The organism is Chryseobacterium shigense, assembly GCF_014207845.1.
Classification (GTDB): Bacteria; Bacteroidota; Bacteroidia; order Flavobacteriales; family Weeksellaceae; genus Chryseobacterium; species Chryseobacterium shigense_A.
Map to the genome: position 1 here is coordinate 241,785 of NZ_JACHLC010000002.1, position 14,988 is coordinate 256,772.

7 protein-coding genes are annotated in these 14,988 nt (G+C 34.9%); 5 read left to right on the plus strand and 2 right to left on the minus strand.

The features are described 5' to 3' along the window. Positions 1–9: 9 nt before the first annotated feature. From HNP36_RS10905 to HNP36_RS10925, 5 genes are all read left to right on the plus strand, one after another. Positions 10–10,323 (plus strand): T6SS effector amidase Tae4 family protein, encoded by a 10,314-nt coding sequence (locus HNP36_RS10905; RefSeq protein ID WP_184162981.1) that lies wholly within the window; start codon positions 10–12, stop codon positions 10,321–10,323. Beyond that, on the plus strand, positions 10,320–10,925 hold the full coding sequence (locus tag HNP36_RS10910; RefSeq protein ID WP_184162984.1) for a hypothetical protein: 606 nt from the start codon (positions 10,320–10,322) through the stop codon (positions 10,923–10,925). Before HNP36_RS10905 ends, HNP36_RS10910 begins: the two co-directional genes overlap by 4 nt. A 262-nt stretch (positions 10,926–11,187) precedes the next feature. Further along, positions 11,188–11,499 carry an outer membrane beta-barrel protein gene (locus HNP36_RS19305; protein ID WP_184162987.1) on the plus strand — a complete coding sequence of 104 codons (312 nt, stop codon included), beginning with the start codon at positions 11,188–11,190 and terminating at the stop codon, positions 11,497–11,499. Between the two features lie 2 nt (positions 11,500–11,501). Next, positions 11,502–11,894 carry a porin family protein gene (locus HNP36_RS19310; RefSeq protein WP_317168973.1) on the plus strand — a complete coding sequence of 131 codons (393 nt, stop codon included), beginning with the start codon at positions 11,502–11,504 and terminating at the stop codon, positions 11,892–11,894. Between the two features lie 681 nt (positions 11,895–12,575). Further along, a complete protein-coding gene (locus HNP36_RS10925; RefSeq protein ID WP_184162993.1) occupies positions 12,576–14,015 on the plus strand; it encodes a tetratricopeptide repeat protein in 1,440 nt (479 codons plus the stop codon). Positions 14,016–14,158: 143 nt separating this feature from the next. Here the strand turns inward: HNP36_RS10925 and HNP36_RS10930 are convergent, their stop codons facing one another. After that, complete coding sequence (locus tag HNP36_RS10930) at positions 14,159–14,485, minus strand: helix-turn-helix domain-containing protein (protein ID WP_184162996.1); 327 nt, start codon at positions 14,483–14,485, stop codon at positions 14,159–14,161. 59 nt (positions 14,486–14,544) lie between these two features. Beyond that, positions 14,545–14,967 (minus strand): transposase, encoded by a 423-nt coding sequence (locus HNP36_RS10935; protein WP_184162999.1) that lies wholly within the window; start codon positions 14,965–14,967, stop codon positions 14,545–14,547. Positions 14,968–14,988: the final 21 nt, after the last annotated feature.

A 14,988-nucleotide genomic window follows, 5' to 3' on the forward strand; every position in this document is an offset into this window, starting at 1 on the left:
AACCTGATCATGAAAATAAAATCTATAAAACTTCCTTTTACAAAGAAGTCAGCACTACTCGTGTGCTTCTTTGCATGTATGTTTATTTTTGCGTCTTTCACAAAAAAAGACATTCTCAAAATCAGGAAATGGAAGACAAGCTGGAATAAGGAAAAGAATCAAAAATCTGATAATTATTTGGATCAACCGATGTATTTCCCTTTATTGAATGGTTTATCCAATGGAAATTCTGCTTTAGTAACAAACCCGACAATTAATGATGGTTTAAATTTAAACCCGGAATTGGTTACTGATAAGAACTTTAATCTTAAGGAAAATGATGATAACAGCATAATTGACTTAGTAAATAATACAGGAGAAAACAGCAATTCTTTTTCAGCAATAGAAAAAGAGGGTACGATTGGAATTTTTTCTGATCGGGAAGAAGACCGTGCTAAAGATAATTTCTTTACGGTAAACCTTCCAAAGGTAAATGATGATTCCCGTGTATTTTTGATGTACGAACTATACGGGTTAGCTTCACATCAATCAGTATCACGATCAGTAAACCATCAGCCTTCCATGGGTGGTGAGATTATCATGTCGTCTGCGGTATGGAGTTTACAAAAAGAAGAACTGGGATCTTCAGTTCTAAAAGAAGGAGCAAATACAATCCTTTTCACCTCACCTTCTTCGGGAATAAAATATAAAGTCAGAAACTTAAAAATTGTTTTTGAAAAAAACAGAAAAGAAAACGATTTTAAAATCACCTCAATACTTTCCGGAGATTATCTTTATGTAAAAGGCATAAGTAAAGATAAAAATGTAAGAATTAATAATTCTGATACTGCGTGGAATAACGGAGAATTTGAAAAGATTATTAAATTATCTGCAGAAGAAAAAGCATCCGGTCATTTTTCAGTTTCACATAATGGCAATAATCAGCTTTTTAAATTACCTTCTGATGAAAAATCATTTAAAGTAATTGGAAACAACGTTTATAATTTCAAAACAATTGATATCATTAAAGATCAGGAAGCTGATATTAATTATGAGGATTTAAATCTAAAGGTTGAAAAAGATGCGACAGAATCAGCATCTACATCTATTGAAATCATAAAATTAAGAGAAAAAGACATCCCTTCAGTATCTGGTGGTCTTAAGAATATTACTTTGAACAATTCAGGGTACAGATTCTCTCTAAAATCAGGAAAACTTAATAAAAAAGTAAAAATTACGATTCCATATGATGATAAGAAGTTAGGTCTTTTCTCTCCAAAAAACATTAAAGTTTTTTCTTTTGACTATTCCATAAAACAGTGGAAGGTTGTTGGAGCGACCCATGTAGATGAGAAAAATAAAACCGTAACATTTGAAGGAGATAAGGACGGAGATTATATCAATGGTGTTATTTCCCTGCCGGAATCACCACAACTTAATTCTTTTACGCCTACAACAATCAGCGGATTAAAAGCGGCCAATCCTGTTAGCGCTCCTTTGATGCAGGCTCCAACGGCAACCCAGACGGGAGATGCCAATATCAATTATCCATTGATGTTACCGGCAGGCACCTCCGATATGCAGCCTTCATTATCTGTAACTTACAGTAGTGATAGTGGAAATGGCTGGATGGGAGAAGGCTGGAACATTGGAGGCTTATCTTCCATTTCTGTAGATACAAGATGGGGAACTCCTACTTTTACAGCGGGTCAGGAAACTGAACTCTATTCATTGGATGGCGAAATGCTGGTGTATCCTGATGGTTATTTGCCTCACAGACATAATAAAGTTAATGCCAATGGTACATTTGATACTTCTCGACAGCCGAGAAACGGATCTGGTGTCAAAACTTTTTATCTGAGAAAAAACCACGATTTCACTAAAATTGAGCGATACGGATCGGGTACAACGGATTACCGATGGGTTATAACCTCTACAAACGGTACAAAAGCATATTATGGAGGCGATCAGTCTACGTTTGTTCCTAATGCTGTCCTTAAAAATAATAATGGAAACATTATTCAGTGGGGAGTATGGAAAGTAGAAGATGTTCATGGAAATAATATGATTTACGAATACAAAAATCAATCCATCAATAGCTTTGCAGGAGATGATCAGAATCTTAATGCCGGCTGGGTATTCCATGTTGATAAAATTTTCTATTCCGGAAGGAATGGACAGAAAGGTCCTTATATTGTAACATTCTTCAATGATACTCCAAGACCTGATAAACAAATTAATGTTAAGGGTGTTCTCAAAAGAATTGAGCCTTACTTACTCACCAAAATAAATATTGATTTTAAGAACGGAAGCAATCAGCTCCAAAATATACGGTCTTATAATTTCACCTATACCTCAGGGATATTTCAAAAAAGTCTTCTGACCAAAATGAAAATGAAAGTACTTAATCCACGTACGGATGGTGCTGCTTTTGACTATAATTTTGAATACTATGATAATGGTACGGTCTTCGGAACCGCTACCAATATTGCAACGCCGGGTACTGATGCTTTTTCCGATGTGGTAAGTTCCATCACCTCTCCTTCCAAAATAAGTGCAGACAATAATTTTGAATGGGGATGGTCTTTAAGAACAGGAGGAGGTTTGGCATTATTCAGGCCTCAATTGGGAGGTGTAAAAAACTTTATGCTGTCTCTTTTTGGGGGAGCTTCTTATCCACGAATGAAAAGAGGGCAAGAGCTGGTAGACTTCAATGGTGACGGAATAGCAGATATTTTATACCGTAAGAGAAATGGAGACAATGGAATTAAGTTGATTCCTGGAAGTGTTGATAATAATGGACAGCTAGTATTCAATACCTCACAACAATCGGTAGGAAACCTGAACAGTAATTTTTCACATTCAAAGGGAACAACTTGGAATTTGGGTGGAAGCGTTGTATTTAATTGGTTCAAAATAGGATTTGATTTTTCATATATCAACTCCGAGAGTGAAAATGAAACACCTATTTATATGATGGATGCCAATTCTGACGGATTACCGGATGTTATCAAAGATGATAAAGTATGGTTTAACCGAAGAAACGGAAATATGCAGGAAATGGTGATCACCAGTGATTTAACTGAAAATATGGTTATAACGGATAATGATCCTCAACCTTACACTGAACCCGAAGATCCCGATGACATAGATCCTGTAAAGCCCAAAAATGATGTGGTGAAGGTTTGGATTGCTCCGAAAAACGGATTTATAGAAATTTCGGATCAAATAGGCATTGAGCCAGGTCAGGATAATCCTGCAAAAGCGGTCTATTCCATAGAGATTAAAAACCCGAATGATATTTCAAAAAATTGCCGATTATTTTTAACGGAACTTAACGGCACGGCAACCCAAAGTGTAGGAATCCGTCATTATAACGATTATTCCGGAACTCCACTTGGGGTCAACAGTTCTTCAAGGCTTTATGTAAAGTCAGGGGAGAAAGTATATTTCAGGCTGCACAAAAGGTCAGGTACCAATTTTATTGTGAATACCAATCCTTTGGTCATTTATACCGACCATACCGGAAGCCCGCTTCCTGATAAATTCGTTGAGGAACAGGATGGATATATGCCTAATCAAACCAATTATGACGACAAGTTCTTTTTGAATAACCTGACGAAGTCATTAAAAATTACGGAACCAGCTAATATACATATCACGATTCCTGAATTTACAATACCTGCGCTGTCTGACAGAGTAAAATATTCTATTGTCCTTATCAAGGAAGATACCAGTGTGGCACAGAATCAACAGACAAACGTCAACCTTATTTATGAAGAAGTTGTTGGTCCTTCTCCCGGACAGCCTGTAACGGTTTCACCAATAGATATTAACTATGCTGTTCCTGCTCTTAACGATCCTAGTGAATCATGGCATCTTAAGTTTTTAGTAGAAACAGACTCCCACATCAACAAAGAAATTGAGTGGAATAATATTCTGGTAGAAGGGTATCCAAATGCTTCCCACAGACATTATGCTGTGGCTCAGTATCCTTCTTACCATATCAGAGACTTTAAAAGTAAATTTGACATTTCGACACTGAATAATTTGCCTTCGGGTAATGATGATTATTCTATTTCTATCAATAAGAACTTTAGTTTCACGCCTTCTGTTCCTGGTAGATTTATGTACGTTATTAAGAAAAAGGGATTATTTCTTGATAAAAGAATTGTAGAAATATCCAACGGTACATTAAAAGAATATACCATAGATTATAATCTTATTAGTGGAAATGATCCGATTCTTTTCTATCATGGAGATCCTACAGCCGGTGTTATTGATGATGCGGAAAAACTCAATATTTTGATTTTCTGTGATACCAATAAAGACAGACTTGCATATGAAGCTCTTAAGTTACAGCTCAACAATAATATATTTAATATTTATAATCAGTCAGGCGGTTCTCTTTTGGATCATACCACTGAAACATCTATAAACACAGGTGAATACAACGGAGTAAGTGCCGTTTATCATAACTGGGGACAGTTCCTTTATAATGAAGCTCGAGATATTGTTCCAGCAGCAGGCAGTACAAATCAGCAGCCTCCATTGGTTCCCGGATGTGAGCCGCGTAAGGAAAACGACTGTATCATTATCCCATCAGGACCTAGTGGAAGCAATGCTCCGGCATATACTACCAATCCAAATACTCCGAAAGATCAATACGGTGCATTAATTAATGATGCAACTCTTGAAAACCCTTTCCAGTTTAATTTAAATTTTTCAGGCTGTGCAGGGATTACCAACTCCCAACAATATGGAGAATGTGTAGGAGATCAGCTTGCAAATGATTTTCAGAACAATTATGCCAACAATCAGGTATTTGGTGCCGCATCTCCTTTCACTCCGCTAAATCCTTATAAAACAGATAAAGTCAGAGAACATAAATGGATTAACCAGATGTTCCATGAGCAATATTCCAAAATAGGCAGTTTTAGAGATGATGAAACTCCAACTTCCCCTTTTGTAGATAGTGATACCGATGAAGATGATATTGAAGTGGCCAATAATCCTAATACAAGAATGTTTGCTATTTCCAAAAAACAGAAAAGCAAATCGAAAACAAAAAATGCAGGAATCGGGATTGGTCTTTCTTTCACGAACTCTACTTCCGAGCTGAGAAACATCGGCAACATTCAGACTCAGGACTTTTTTGATGTGAATGGTGATGGTTATCCGGACATGTTATATCGTACCCAATCTCAGCAAACCAGTATTCTGGGAGGTTTGAAGGGTGCACAGAGCGGTATTGAAGGAACAGACAAAGTGATCACAAGAACTGATGATTTCATGAATACCAAATCTATAGCATTTGGCCCTTCAGGAAGTAAATCAGTAGGAAGGCAAGCCAATAATAGCGATACAAACGCAACAGGAGATACTTCTGTTTCATGGTCTATGAGTGTAGGCACATCCAACTATCCGAACTCGTTCAATAAAACAACAGAATATTGGATGGATATCAATGGCGATGGTCTGGCTGATAAAATTGAAGGAAATTATTATAAACTCAACTTTGGAACCGGATTGGTGAATGGAAATATCGCAGGATCAACAGGAACTTTTGCAGGATTTGAAGGGCCGGTATCCAAACCCGTGTATTCTTCCTCTTTTGGAATCGGAGGAGGTATAAACTCTGTGATCGATGCCGTTCAGGGCGTTGAATTAGGCATCGCTATTTCCGGTGGTGTTGGTGGTGGATCATCTACGGCTACTTCAAAAAGATCATTCCTGGATGTGAATGGTGACGGCCTTGTAGATATTGTTCAGGTAGATGAAAATACCGGACAAACCAATGTAAAATACAACTTAGGGAACCGTTTTGCTAATCCGTTGAGTTTGAATGTCAGCATGGCTGAAGAAACAAAAACTCATAGCGGATATGCCAATTTAAATGGTGGATATTATATCAATATACCTTGTATCGTCATTTTTGGTATTCCTATTTTATACGTAAAACCTTTCGGTGCAGACCTTTCTGCCAATGTGGGATTATCTGTATCTGAAATCAATAAAGGTTTAAGAGATGTTAACGGTGATGGTCTTCCTGATCTGGTGGTTAATACCAATAACGGTTTAAGAATACATTATTCACAAATTGGTAAAACCAATAAGCTTAAAAAAGTTTCTTATGCTGAATCCTATGGTGGTGATGCTCCTAAAAATCTTGGTGCTGCATTTACCATTAATTATGGATTCTCTAAACCATCTTACAACGATCCTAAGGCAAAACTAGTGATGTCTGAGGTGGTTGTACCGAATCCTGATGCCTTTTCAGGAACATATACTTTGAGTACCAACGACAAAGATATGATTGCCAGATTTGAGTATGAAAATTCAAGATATGACAGAAGAGAGCGTGCGAAATATGGATTCGCAAAAGTGAAGACTTACGAAATGTCTAATAGCTCTACTATTTATCGTACTACCATACAAAATTATTATAATCAGAATTATTTTATCCGAGGTTTATTAAAATCTGAAGAAATGTATGGCGGAACAGGAACATCAAATCTTCTGTCTTCTACCGTAAACAGTTATAAACTGTATCAGTTTAATCAGACTGTTAGTGAATTGGTAGAATTGCCTGCTGCCCAGTTTGAAACGTATGACGTAGGAGGTACAGAAGGGAAAAAGATGGCACGTGTATTAATGTCTGGTACTACTAAAACCAATTATGAAAACGGAAACTCAATTTCTATCCAAAATCAGTTATTTTATAATAATAAAGGACTGCTTACCAAGTATCAGTATATAAGTCCGTCTGCAAGCTATAACAGTGTAATCTCTTATCATACGAATCTTTATAATAATATTCTGAATGTTCCGAGTATGATTACGGTTTATCCTGGTACAGGTGCTATGAATCCACTTCGTAAACGTGCTACAGAAATTACCAATTTCAACACCGGAGATATTTCCAAGTATAAAGTATGGCTTACTTCATCGGAAATAGCAGAAACAGATTTCACCTACGATATTTTTGGAAACATTAAAACCGTTACATCTCCTCCGAATGAATTTAATGAAAGATCAGAGTTAGAATATTTCTATGATCCGATGGGTAAATATGTAATCCAGGTACAAGATCTTATCTTTAATCTATCTTCTTATGCTACCTATGATCCTTTAAAAGACACTGTTTTACAAACTACAGATATTACAGGGAATAAAATGGATTTTGAACATGACGGGTATGGAAGACCACTTAGAATAGTGAGCCCTAACGACTGGCAGTCACAGGCAAATACCATCAATTATGATTACTTTAATACCCCGGTAACACTTAGTAATGGGAACAAATTATATCTGTTTACCGCAAGAACAGCGCATCTTGATCCTTATCATCCGGGGAACGATATTGAAACCATTTCTTTTGCTGATATTACGGGCCAGGTAATACAGGTGAAAAAAGATATTGAGATGGATAATGAAGAAAAAATGTCGGTTTCAGGAAGAGTAATCAATGACAATTTGGGAAGAGAAACAGTACAGTTCCATCCTGTTTTTGAAAATAAAGATGCTGCAATCAACAATAAGCTTACTCTCACTCTGTCTCAATACAATACTTCTGCAGGCTATGATTATAAAGACAGAAATGTATCTTCTACCGACGAGGTTGGAAATTCTGTGGATAACAAGTTCTTTATAGAAAATGGCAATTTTAAAACAGAAACAACCCAAATGCAGAACGCTTCGGAACAGCTGAGAACAGAAGTTTTTGCCAATGCCGAAGGAAAGACCGTGGAAACAAGAAACTTTTTGCCGGGACAGGTGTTAAATACCCGCTACTTATACAACTCAATAGGAGAAATCATGAATGTGATTGATCCAGAAGATTTGCAAACCAGCTTTAGCTATGATATGGGTGGCAGAAGAACTGCTCAGTGGCATCCTGACCGCGGTAAAACACTATACACCTATAGCAAAGTAGGGCAACTAACACATATTCTAACCAGCAATCTTAATGTTACTGGCAGTGAGCCAATTCATTATGTGTACTCCTATAACCGATTGACTAATATCAATTTGCCGGATATTCCATCCGGCCCAAATCCGGCCAATGTAGGCTACCTGTATGGTACTTCAGGAAACGGTGCCGGCAGAATCCTAAAAAAACTAGACGGTACTGGCGTAACCAATTATCAATATGGGAATATGGGAGAAGTGATCAATGAAAGCCGTTACATATATGGATTCTATATGCCTACTCTAAGCTTTAATACATCTTATGAGTATGATAACTGGAACAGAATCAGAACTATTGTATATCCTGATAATGAAATATTAAGATATCATTATGATCTGGGTGGAAATCTGAAATATCTTGCAAATGAAGATGGGTACGAATATGTAAAATCTATCCAATATGATCATTACGAACAGCGAACAAATATTGTTTTCGGTAACGACACTTCTTCTACTTTCACCTATGAGCCAGAGAAGAGAAGACTGCAAAACCACCTTTTAAAAGATGCGAACAGCAATGTCCTATTAAACGGAGATTATCGCTATGATTATGTGGACAACATAACAAGGATCCAAAATACAAGCCAAACGACCAATACAGGATTCGGAGGAAATTATGCAATGCGGTATGATTACGATGCACTTAACAGACTTATGAGTTCTTCAGGTAATGCAGAGCCTGACCGAAAAGACGGTTTGCCTCCTACACCGATTGCAGGAGCTATAACGTCTATGTATGAAACCACCTTACTCTATAACATGAGCAGTGGAATAGACACTAAGGTACAGCATCATGAGCAGGATGGGGTGGTAAATACGAATAATACTTATGAGAACAAGTATACTTATATTCCCAAAACCCACATGGTAGAAAAAATTACTGATGTTACTACCGGGAACGAAGAATATTTTAAGTATGATAGCAACGGAAATACAACCGGTCATAATACGATTCAAACAGGTCCTACAGATATCTACTGGGACGAACAGGACAGATTGAGAGCTATTCATACACCGGAAATAGGTTCATTCCAGTATTATGTATATGATGACAAAGGAGAGCGTACTATTAAAGCGAGTTTGAAAAATGATGCAGAACTTTATCAAAATGGAGAAATGGTAGATAATGGTTTGTTATTCGACAGCTATAAGGTCTATCCAAATCCTTATGCCGTATTTACTTCAGAAGGTATGTTTACCAAGCACTACTTTGCAGGATACCACCGTATTGCGAGTAGGATTGCAGACGTGGGCAATATTTTTGGCAAACAAGCAACACCTGTAAGAAGTAAAGAAGGTGATGATCCTAGCAAGCAACAAACGGCGGCCGATGATGGCTTTAAAAATTATCTTTCTAAAGCCGGCTTCAAAAGTTCGGAGATTGAAAAAGAATTTGCCAAAGCTCCGGCACCTACAGGAGGTATTTATTACCTGCACGGAGATCATTTAGGTACCGCAACGTATGTAACTAATGAGTATGCTGAACCTACACAGTTTTTCTTAAATTTACCGTTTGGAGAGACCATGGTAGAGCAGCAGGAACCAACAGCCTATGTCAACCCGTATAAGTTCAATGCAAAGGAATTAGATAGCGAAACCAGTCTTTATTACTATGGAGCCAGATATTACAATCCTAGGATAAGTATTTGGTATGGTGTCGATCCACTCGCTGTATACAATCCTGTAATGGAAACGGAATTCTATGGAGATGGACAACATAATGGAGGTGTATACTTTTGGGGAAATCTAAATCCTTATATTTATACCTATCAAAACCCGATACGATATATTGATCCAAATGGAAAGCAGGTGGAATGGGATTTACTATATAACAAGTGGCCTAAAACAGCAGATGATATGACTTGGAGAAATGGAGAAGTCTCCAATCTAGATGTATTTTCCTATGTATACGGTAAAAATTATGATAGAAATAGTGAGCAATTAAAACTGTCTGGTCAAAAACCAATCAATATGACTAATGCATGCGCAACACGAGGTTCTATAGCATATAATAAGATGGGGTTTGGAAAGTACTTAATATCGGACTTTAAAGGTTTGGAGGGCCAAATGAAAGGTTTGAGTATTACATCAACTGCGGGACAATTTAAAAAAGTGTTAGACAAAATTTATAAAGGGAACGAAAACAAAATTATAAAAGTAGAAAATCCAACTTCTGTGGAACAAGTCCAAAAGGCTTTTGGTGGTAAAAAGGGAACTTTTGTTATGATTGCAAAGAAGAACGCCGGCTTTACAGGACATGTTACAATATATAATGGGAAAAAAGTTATAGGTGGAAACGATCACATGTATTTGAGTGATGCCCAAACTGTTTACCTATATGTTGCAGATCAAAATAAGAAAAAAATTAAATGATGAAAAAAAGAGTTGCTGTTTTAGTTTTTTTGTTATGTAATATGGTAGTTTTTGCACAGACGACTAAGGAAAATACCCAATATCATAAATTACAAACATTTTTAAAAAAAGATAGTTTAGCATTTCAACAGTTTTTAATTGCTAAAAGGTGTTTTTGTAGAGAAAATTTCATGACCCTTGATCAACTTAGGTTAGAAAAAAAATCTAATAATTCTACTAAAGATTTAGATGAATTATTTCGATTGTTAAAAAAAAGGGGTTATCTATTTTTTGTAGCAATTGATGCTCAAAAATTAGCATCTTTTTTCAAGGATAAGTTGACTGATGAATATTCTTCAAGCAGAGGACGTATGAGTGATGATATTAATAGAGTTGACAATAAAAATATATTATGTGAAACGATTTCCTCACAAACTAAATATAATTACAGTCAATACGTTAGTTTCATTAATAATTTAGACAATTATATAATACCGATAAATAAAGGTACTTCCTTTCTTAAAGAGGAAAAATATTTGGATGAATTATACGAATATTATCCAGGCAAAAAAGAACAGTGGTATAATTTTAACGATGTTCATAAAGTAATGGAAGTTGAATAAAATAGATCTTATAGCTGTATACAAGCTGACGTTGCTATTTTTCAGACATGAACGTGAATTGATCATAAAAACTGATACATTAATTTGATTCTTAATTTTACCTTTGGGAAATTATGATAACAGAAAAAAGAGTTGCAAATTTTGTAGCTCTTTTTTTATTAAATATTCAACGTATTGGAGTCTAAGTCTCCCCAAAAACTGTACAAATTTCACCCACTAATTTATTAACATATAATAAAATTTTCGGGTTTAAATTTAAACTATGATCAAAAGAATCTCAATTTTAACAGTGGTTACATTAACCATGTTCTCAATCTCAAACTTGTCGGCACAGTCAAAACAATTGCAACAACACCAAAATTCAGCTGGAAGGATTAAGTCTCAAACTGAATTAGAAAAGAAGAATTCTAAAATTCGTTTTGGATTAAAGGCGGGAATCAATATTTCCAATATTTATGAAAATTCAACCGGATTTGAAAATAATTCAAAGTTGGGATTTATGATTGGTGGTCTGGTACAAATCCTGGTAAGTAAAAAATTATTTATTCAACCAGAATTACTTTATCAAACGTAACTATTCCTGAAGAAGAAACAAAATTAAAAATGAAAATGAGTTATTTAAACATTCCAATTATGTTTAAATACAATGTTTATAACAGACTTTTTGTTGAAGCGGGTCCTCAGATTGGGTTTTTGTTAAGTTCAAAAATTACAGCTGATTACCAAGATGAAGATGTTATCTTTGAAGATGGATTCACATTGGATGATAAAGAATTTAAAAATAATATAGATTTCAGTATTGGTGTTGGCGCATCTTATTACTTTACTAAAAACATTTTTGTGGGAGTTAGATACAATATTGGAGTTTCAAATGTTTACAAAAAGGGAACGGACATTATTGATGATGATGGCACGTACGGAACTTCAAGAAATGGTCTACTACTGGTGTCGGTTGGATATAAGTTTTAAAAATTGTTGCAAGATTTATTGCAAGGTTTTTTTAGTAAGTGGTCATAGAACTGATAAGATCATCAAAATAAAAATTTAACATATTTTTACAATTTATTGAAAATCAGTTTTTTAACATTTTTAAAACTCTGACTGTTAATCAGAGGGTCGCTGGTTCGAGCCCAGCAGGAGGAGCCAACAAATAATAAAAAAACCGTTCAATGATTGAACGGTTTTTTTTATTTGAAATAATTACACTTTTTATTTAAACAGTTATTGGATTCTTCCAAAATAGGTTTTTAAATTTTCTTATCCCCTGTGCTTCGGATTAACTTATTTTATCATCCTGATTTTAGGCCTAATGAAAATTGATTTGATAATTTCATGAAGCTACTCCTTAAGGAATTATACAGTCTGACCGGAATAATACTACAAAAGCAAAAAATAATTTGAAAAACAATAGATATAACACATACATAACACTTTATAACCATCTAATAATCAAAATTTCACAGTACATTTGTATTGTGTTTTAAACTGTAAAATTCATGGATGTTATATCTATGTTATATCTGCTTTAAAGCCAAATCATATTTTAATTTTTAATATTGCGCAAAATTTAATAGCCCTAGGTGTCATTTTTAACATCTTATAGATTAATAAAAATATGTAGTGAGTATGGTTAGAAAAAAATTCCTTTTTATGATGAAGATTATTTTTTTCATTCTGCCTATTTTGTTAACCGGGCAGCAAAAAATAACACCCCAGCATATTGATGCAGAATATAGCAAACTTGAGATTCTTTATGCTGAAGCCAAAACTGACCAAACTTTTAAAAAAAATATATTTTTACTGAATGAGTCCAAAAAAATCAATTATTCCAGAGGAATAGCAATGGGGTATTTATGGCTGTCTTTCTATTATTCAAACCTAAGGAATTATAAAAAAGGACTAGACTATTTGAAACTGGCAGAAGAAGAGGCAAAACATTCTAAAGATGACATTAAGCTACAAAGTGAGATTACAAAACAACTTGGAGGTAATTATTATAATGTCGGGCTCTATCAGGAAGCCATCAATGAATATAAAGAAAATATAAAGCTGGCAGATGATACTGATGACCACAATGCTAAAATATATATAAAATCTTTAGCTCTTTTTAAAATTGGTGTATCCTTTAAAAAAAGGAAACAGCCGGATTCATGCAAATGGTATCTGAAAAAGGGAATCAGTCTTTTACAAAAGGAAAAAAAACTTCCCCATATTTTAGAAATGAATAAAATATATTATTCTTTAATGCTGACAGAATATGATGTTGCTGAAAATAAAATTGATTTGGCAGAAAGAAATGTGAAAGCAGTGGAAGCCAGAGCAAAAAAAATATTGGCAAATAATAATTATCAACTGTATAAAGTAAAGGCCATGATCTATGCCGCAAAAAAAGAATATGATTCTGCCATTTCTAATTATCAAAAAGCAATTATCCTGGCCAAAAATAGCGGGAATAAGGAAAGGCTGAAGGTTTTGTATGGCGATATTTCCAAAACCTATGAGGAAGCTGGAGATAAAGAGTTTTCCAAACAATACCTTGAAAAATCCAACCACCTTAAAGACAGTCTTGACAATGCTAAACAACCCGCTATTGAAAACGCTGTAAAAGAGCTTATTGGGCGGAAAGAAACCAATGTAAAAACAAAAACCCGATTTCTGGTCTACATTATATGGGCAGGGATTTTAAGTGCAATTATTTCTGCATTCCTAATCATAAAAAGAATACGCAGGAAAAACAAAATTTTAAATGCAAAAGAGCAGGAAACACAGCTGCTCAATCAACAACTGAACCTGGCTTTTGAAGAAGTGATACAGTTAGCTAAAAGTAATAGTCCTGAATTTATTACAAGATTCCAGGAAGTATATCCGAATTTTTTCAAAAACTTACTGAAGGTAGAACCCCAGCTCGTCAACACTGAATTAAAATTTTGTGCTTTATTATTTCTCCATTTTTCTACCAAGGATATTGCTGCTTATACTTTTGTACAGCCACAGGCCATACAGATCAGAAAAAACAGGCTGAGAAAAAAATTAAGCATACCTTCGAATGAAGATATTTATACCTGGATGCAAAATATAAACCAGGCTTAAACCACATCAAACTATTTAAGGTATGTTGTGGTCTAAGCCTGATATTTATTACAGCAGAAGATTTTAACAGTTTCCCCGGCTTCTTCTGAAGGTAATTTCAAAGTGATTCTTTTTGATCATAACTTTCAGATTAAGCTATGAACTTACTTAAACATTTTTTTCCATTTTCCCACACTGTTACGGCTAAGCTTAAAATAATTGGCCAGCTGGGAATTATTCAGCTTGTTTTTCTTTTGATAATCCAATATTTCCAGGATATCCGATTCAGTGTAAGACCTGTGTTTTTGACTGGCTTTAACGGAATTTTCATTGTGTAACCCAAAAATCTTATTCTCCAATTGCAAAATGTCGATAAAAGTTAATTCTTTTTTCCCAAGCCAATCTTTATATCTATCTTTCTTGTCAGGAAATTTAATATTGATGATATCGGTATAGATCTGCCTGTAATTGGGTTTCTGTTGCTCGTGCATAATTATGTTATAAATAATAGATAATGATACGTTTGTTGAGTTTCTATTCAAGTATACGACTATATCGCATACTTACTGATCCATTTATACAATGTGGTTTTGGGAATTCCATATCTTTCTATCGCCTCGGGTTTAGTGATTTTTCCTGTGGCTATCTGCTCCAAAATGAAATCAATAATTTCTTTGGTGTAAATATTTTTCCTGAATTGAGGCAGTGTACTTTTCTCATTTTTTGAAACAGCAGTTTTTGCTGAAGATGGAGCAAATAGGATAAGATGCTGATTATAAACTCTAAAAAGGTCATATTTTAAAAGTTTTGACCATTTCAGCAGCAGATTGGCATCCAGGCTTTCAGATTCAATCATATTCTCAACATCCTGTTCTGAGCAGCCTAAAAAATTACAGATACGGGATCTCTCTATCCCGCTTTCCGTAATACATTGATGGATTAAGCTGCCAATATGTATTTCTTTAAAGTTCATTTAAATTTTTTGTTTTTAATA

Coding starts and splice junctions, on each gene's coding strand:
- HNP36_RS10905 (WP_184162981.1), top strand. CDS start 10: ATGAAAATAAAATCTATAAAACTTCCTTTTACAAAGAAGTCAGCACTA.
- HNP36_RS10910 (WP_184162984.1), top strand. CDS start 10,320: ATGATGAAAAAAAGAGTTGCTGTTTTAGTTTTTTTGTTATGTAATATG.
- HNP36_RS19305 (WP_184162987.1), top strand. CDS start 11,188: ATGATCAAAAGAATCTCAATTTTAACAGTGGTTACATTAACCATGTTC.
- HNP36_RS10925 (WP_184162993.1), top strand. CDS start 12,576: ATGATGAAGATTATTTTTTTCATTCTGCCTATTTTGTTAACCGGGCAG.
- HNP36_RS10930 (WP_184162996.1), bottom strand. CDS start 14,485: ATGCACGAGCAACAGAAACCCAATTACAGGCAGATCTATACCGATATC.
- HNP36_RS10935 (WP_184162999.1), bottom strand. CDS start 14,967: ATGAACTTTAAAGAAATACATATTGGCAGCTTAATCCATCAATGTATT.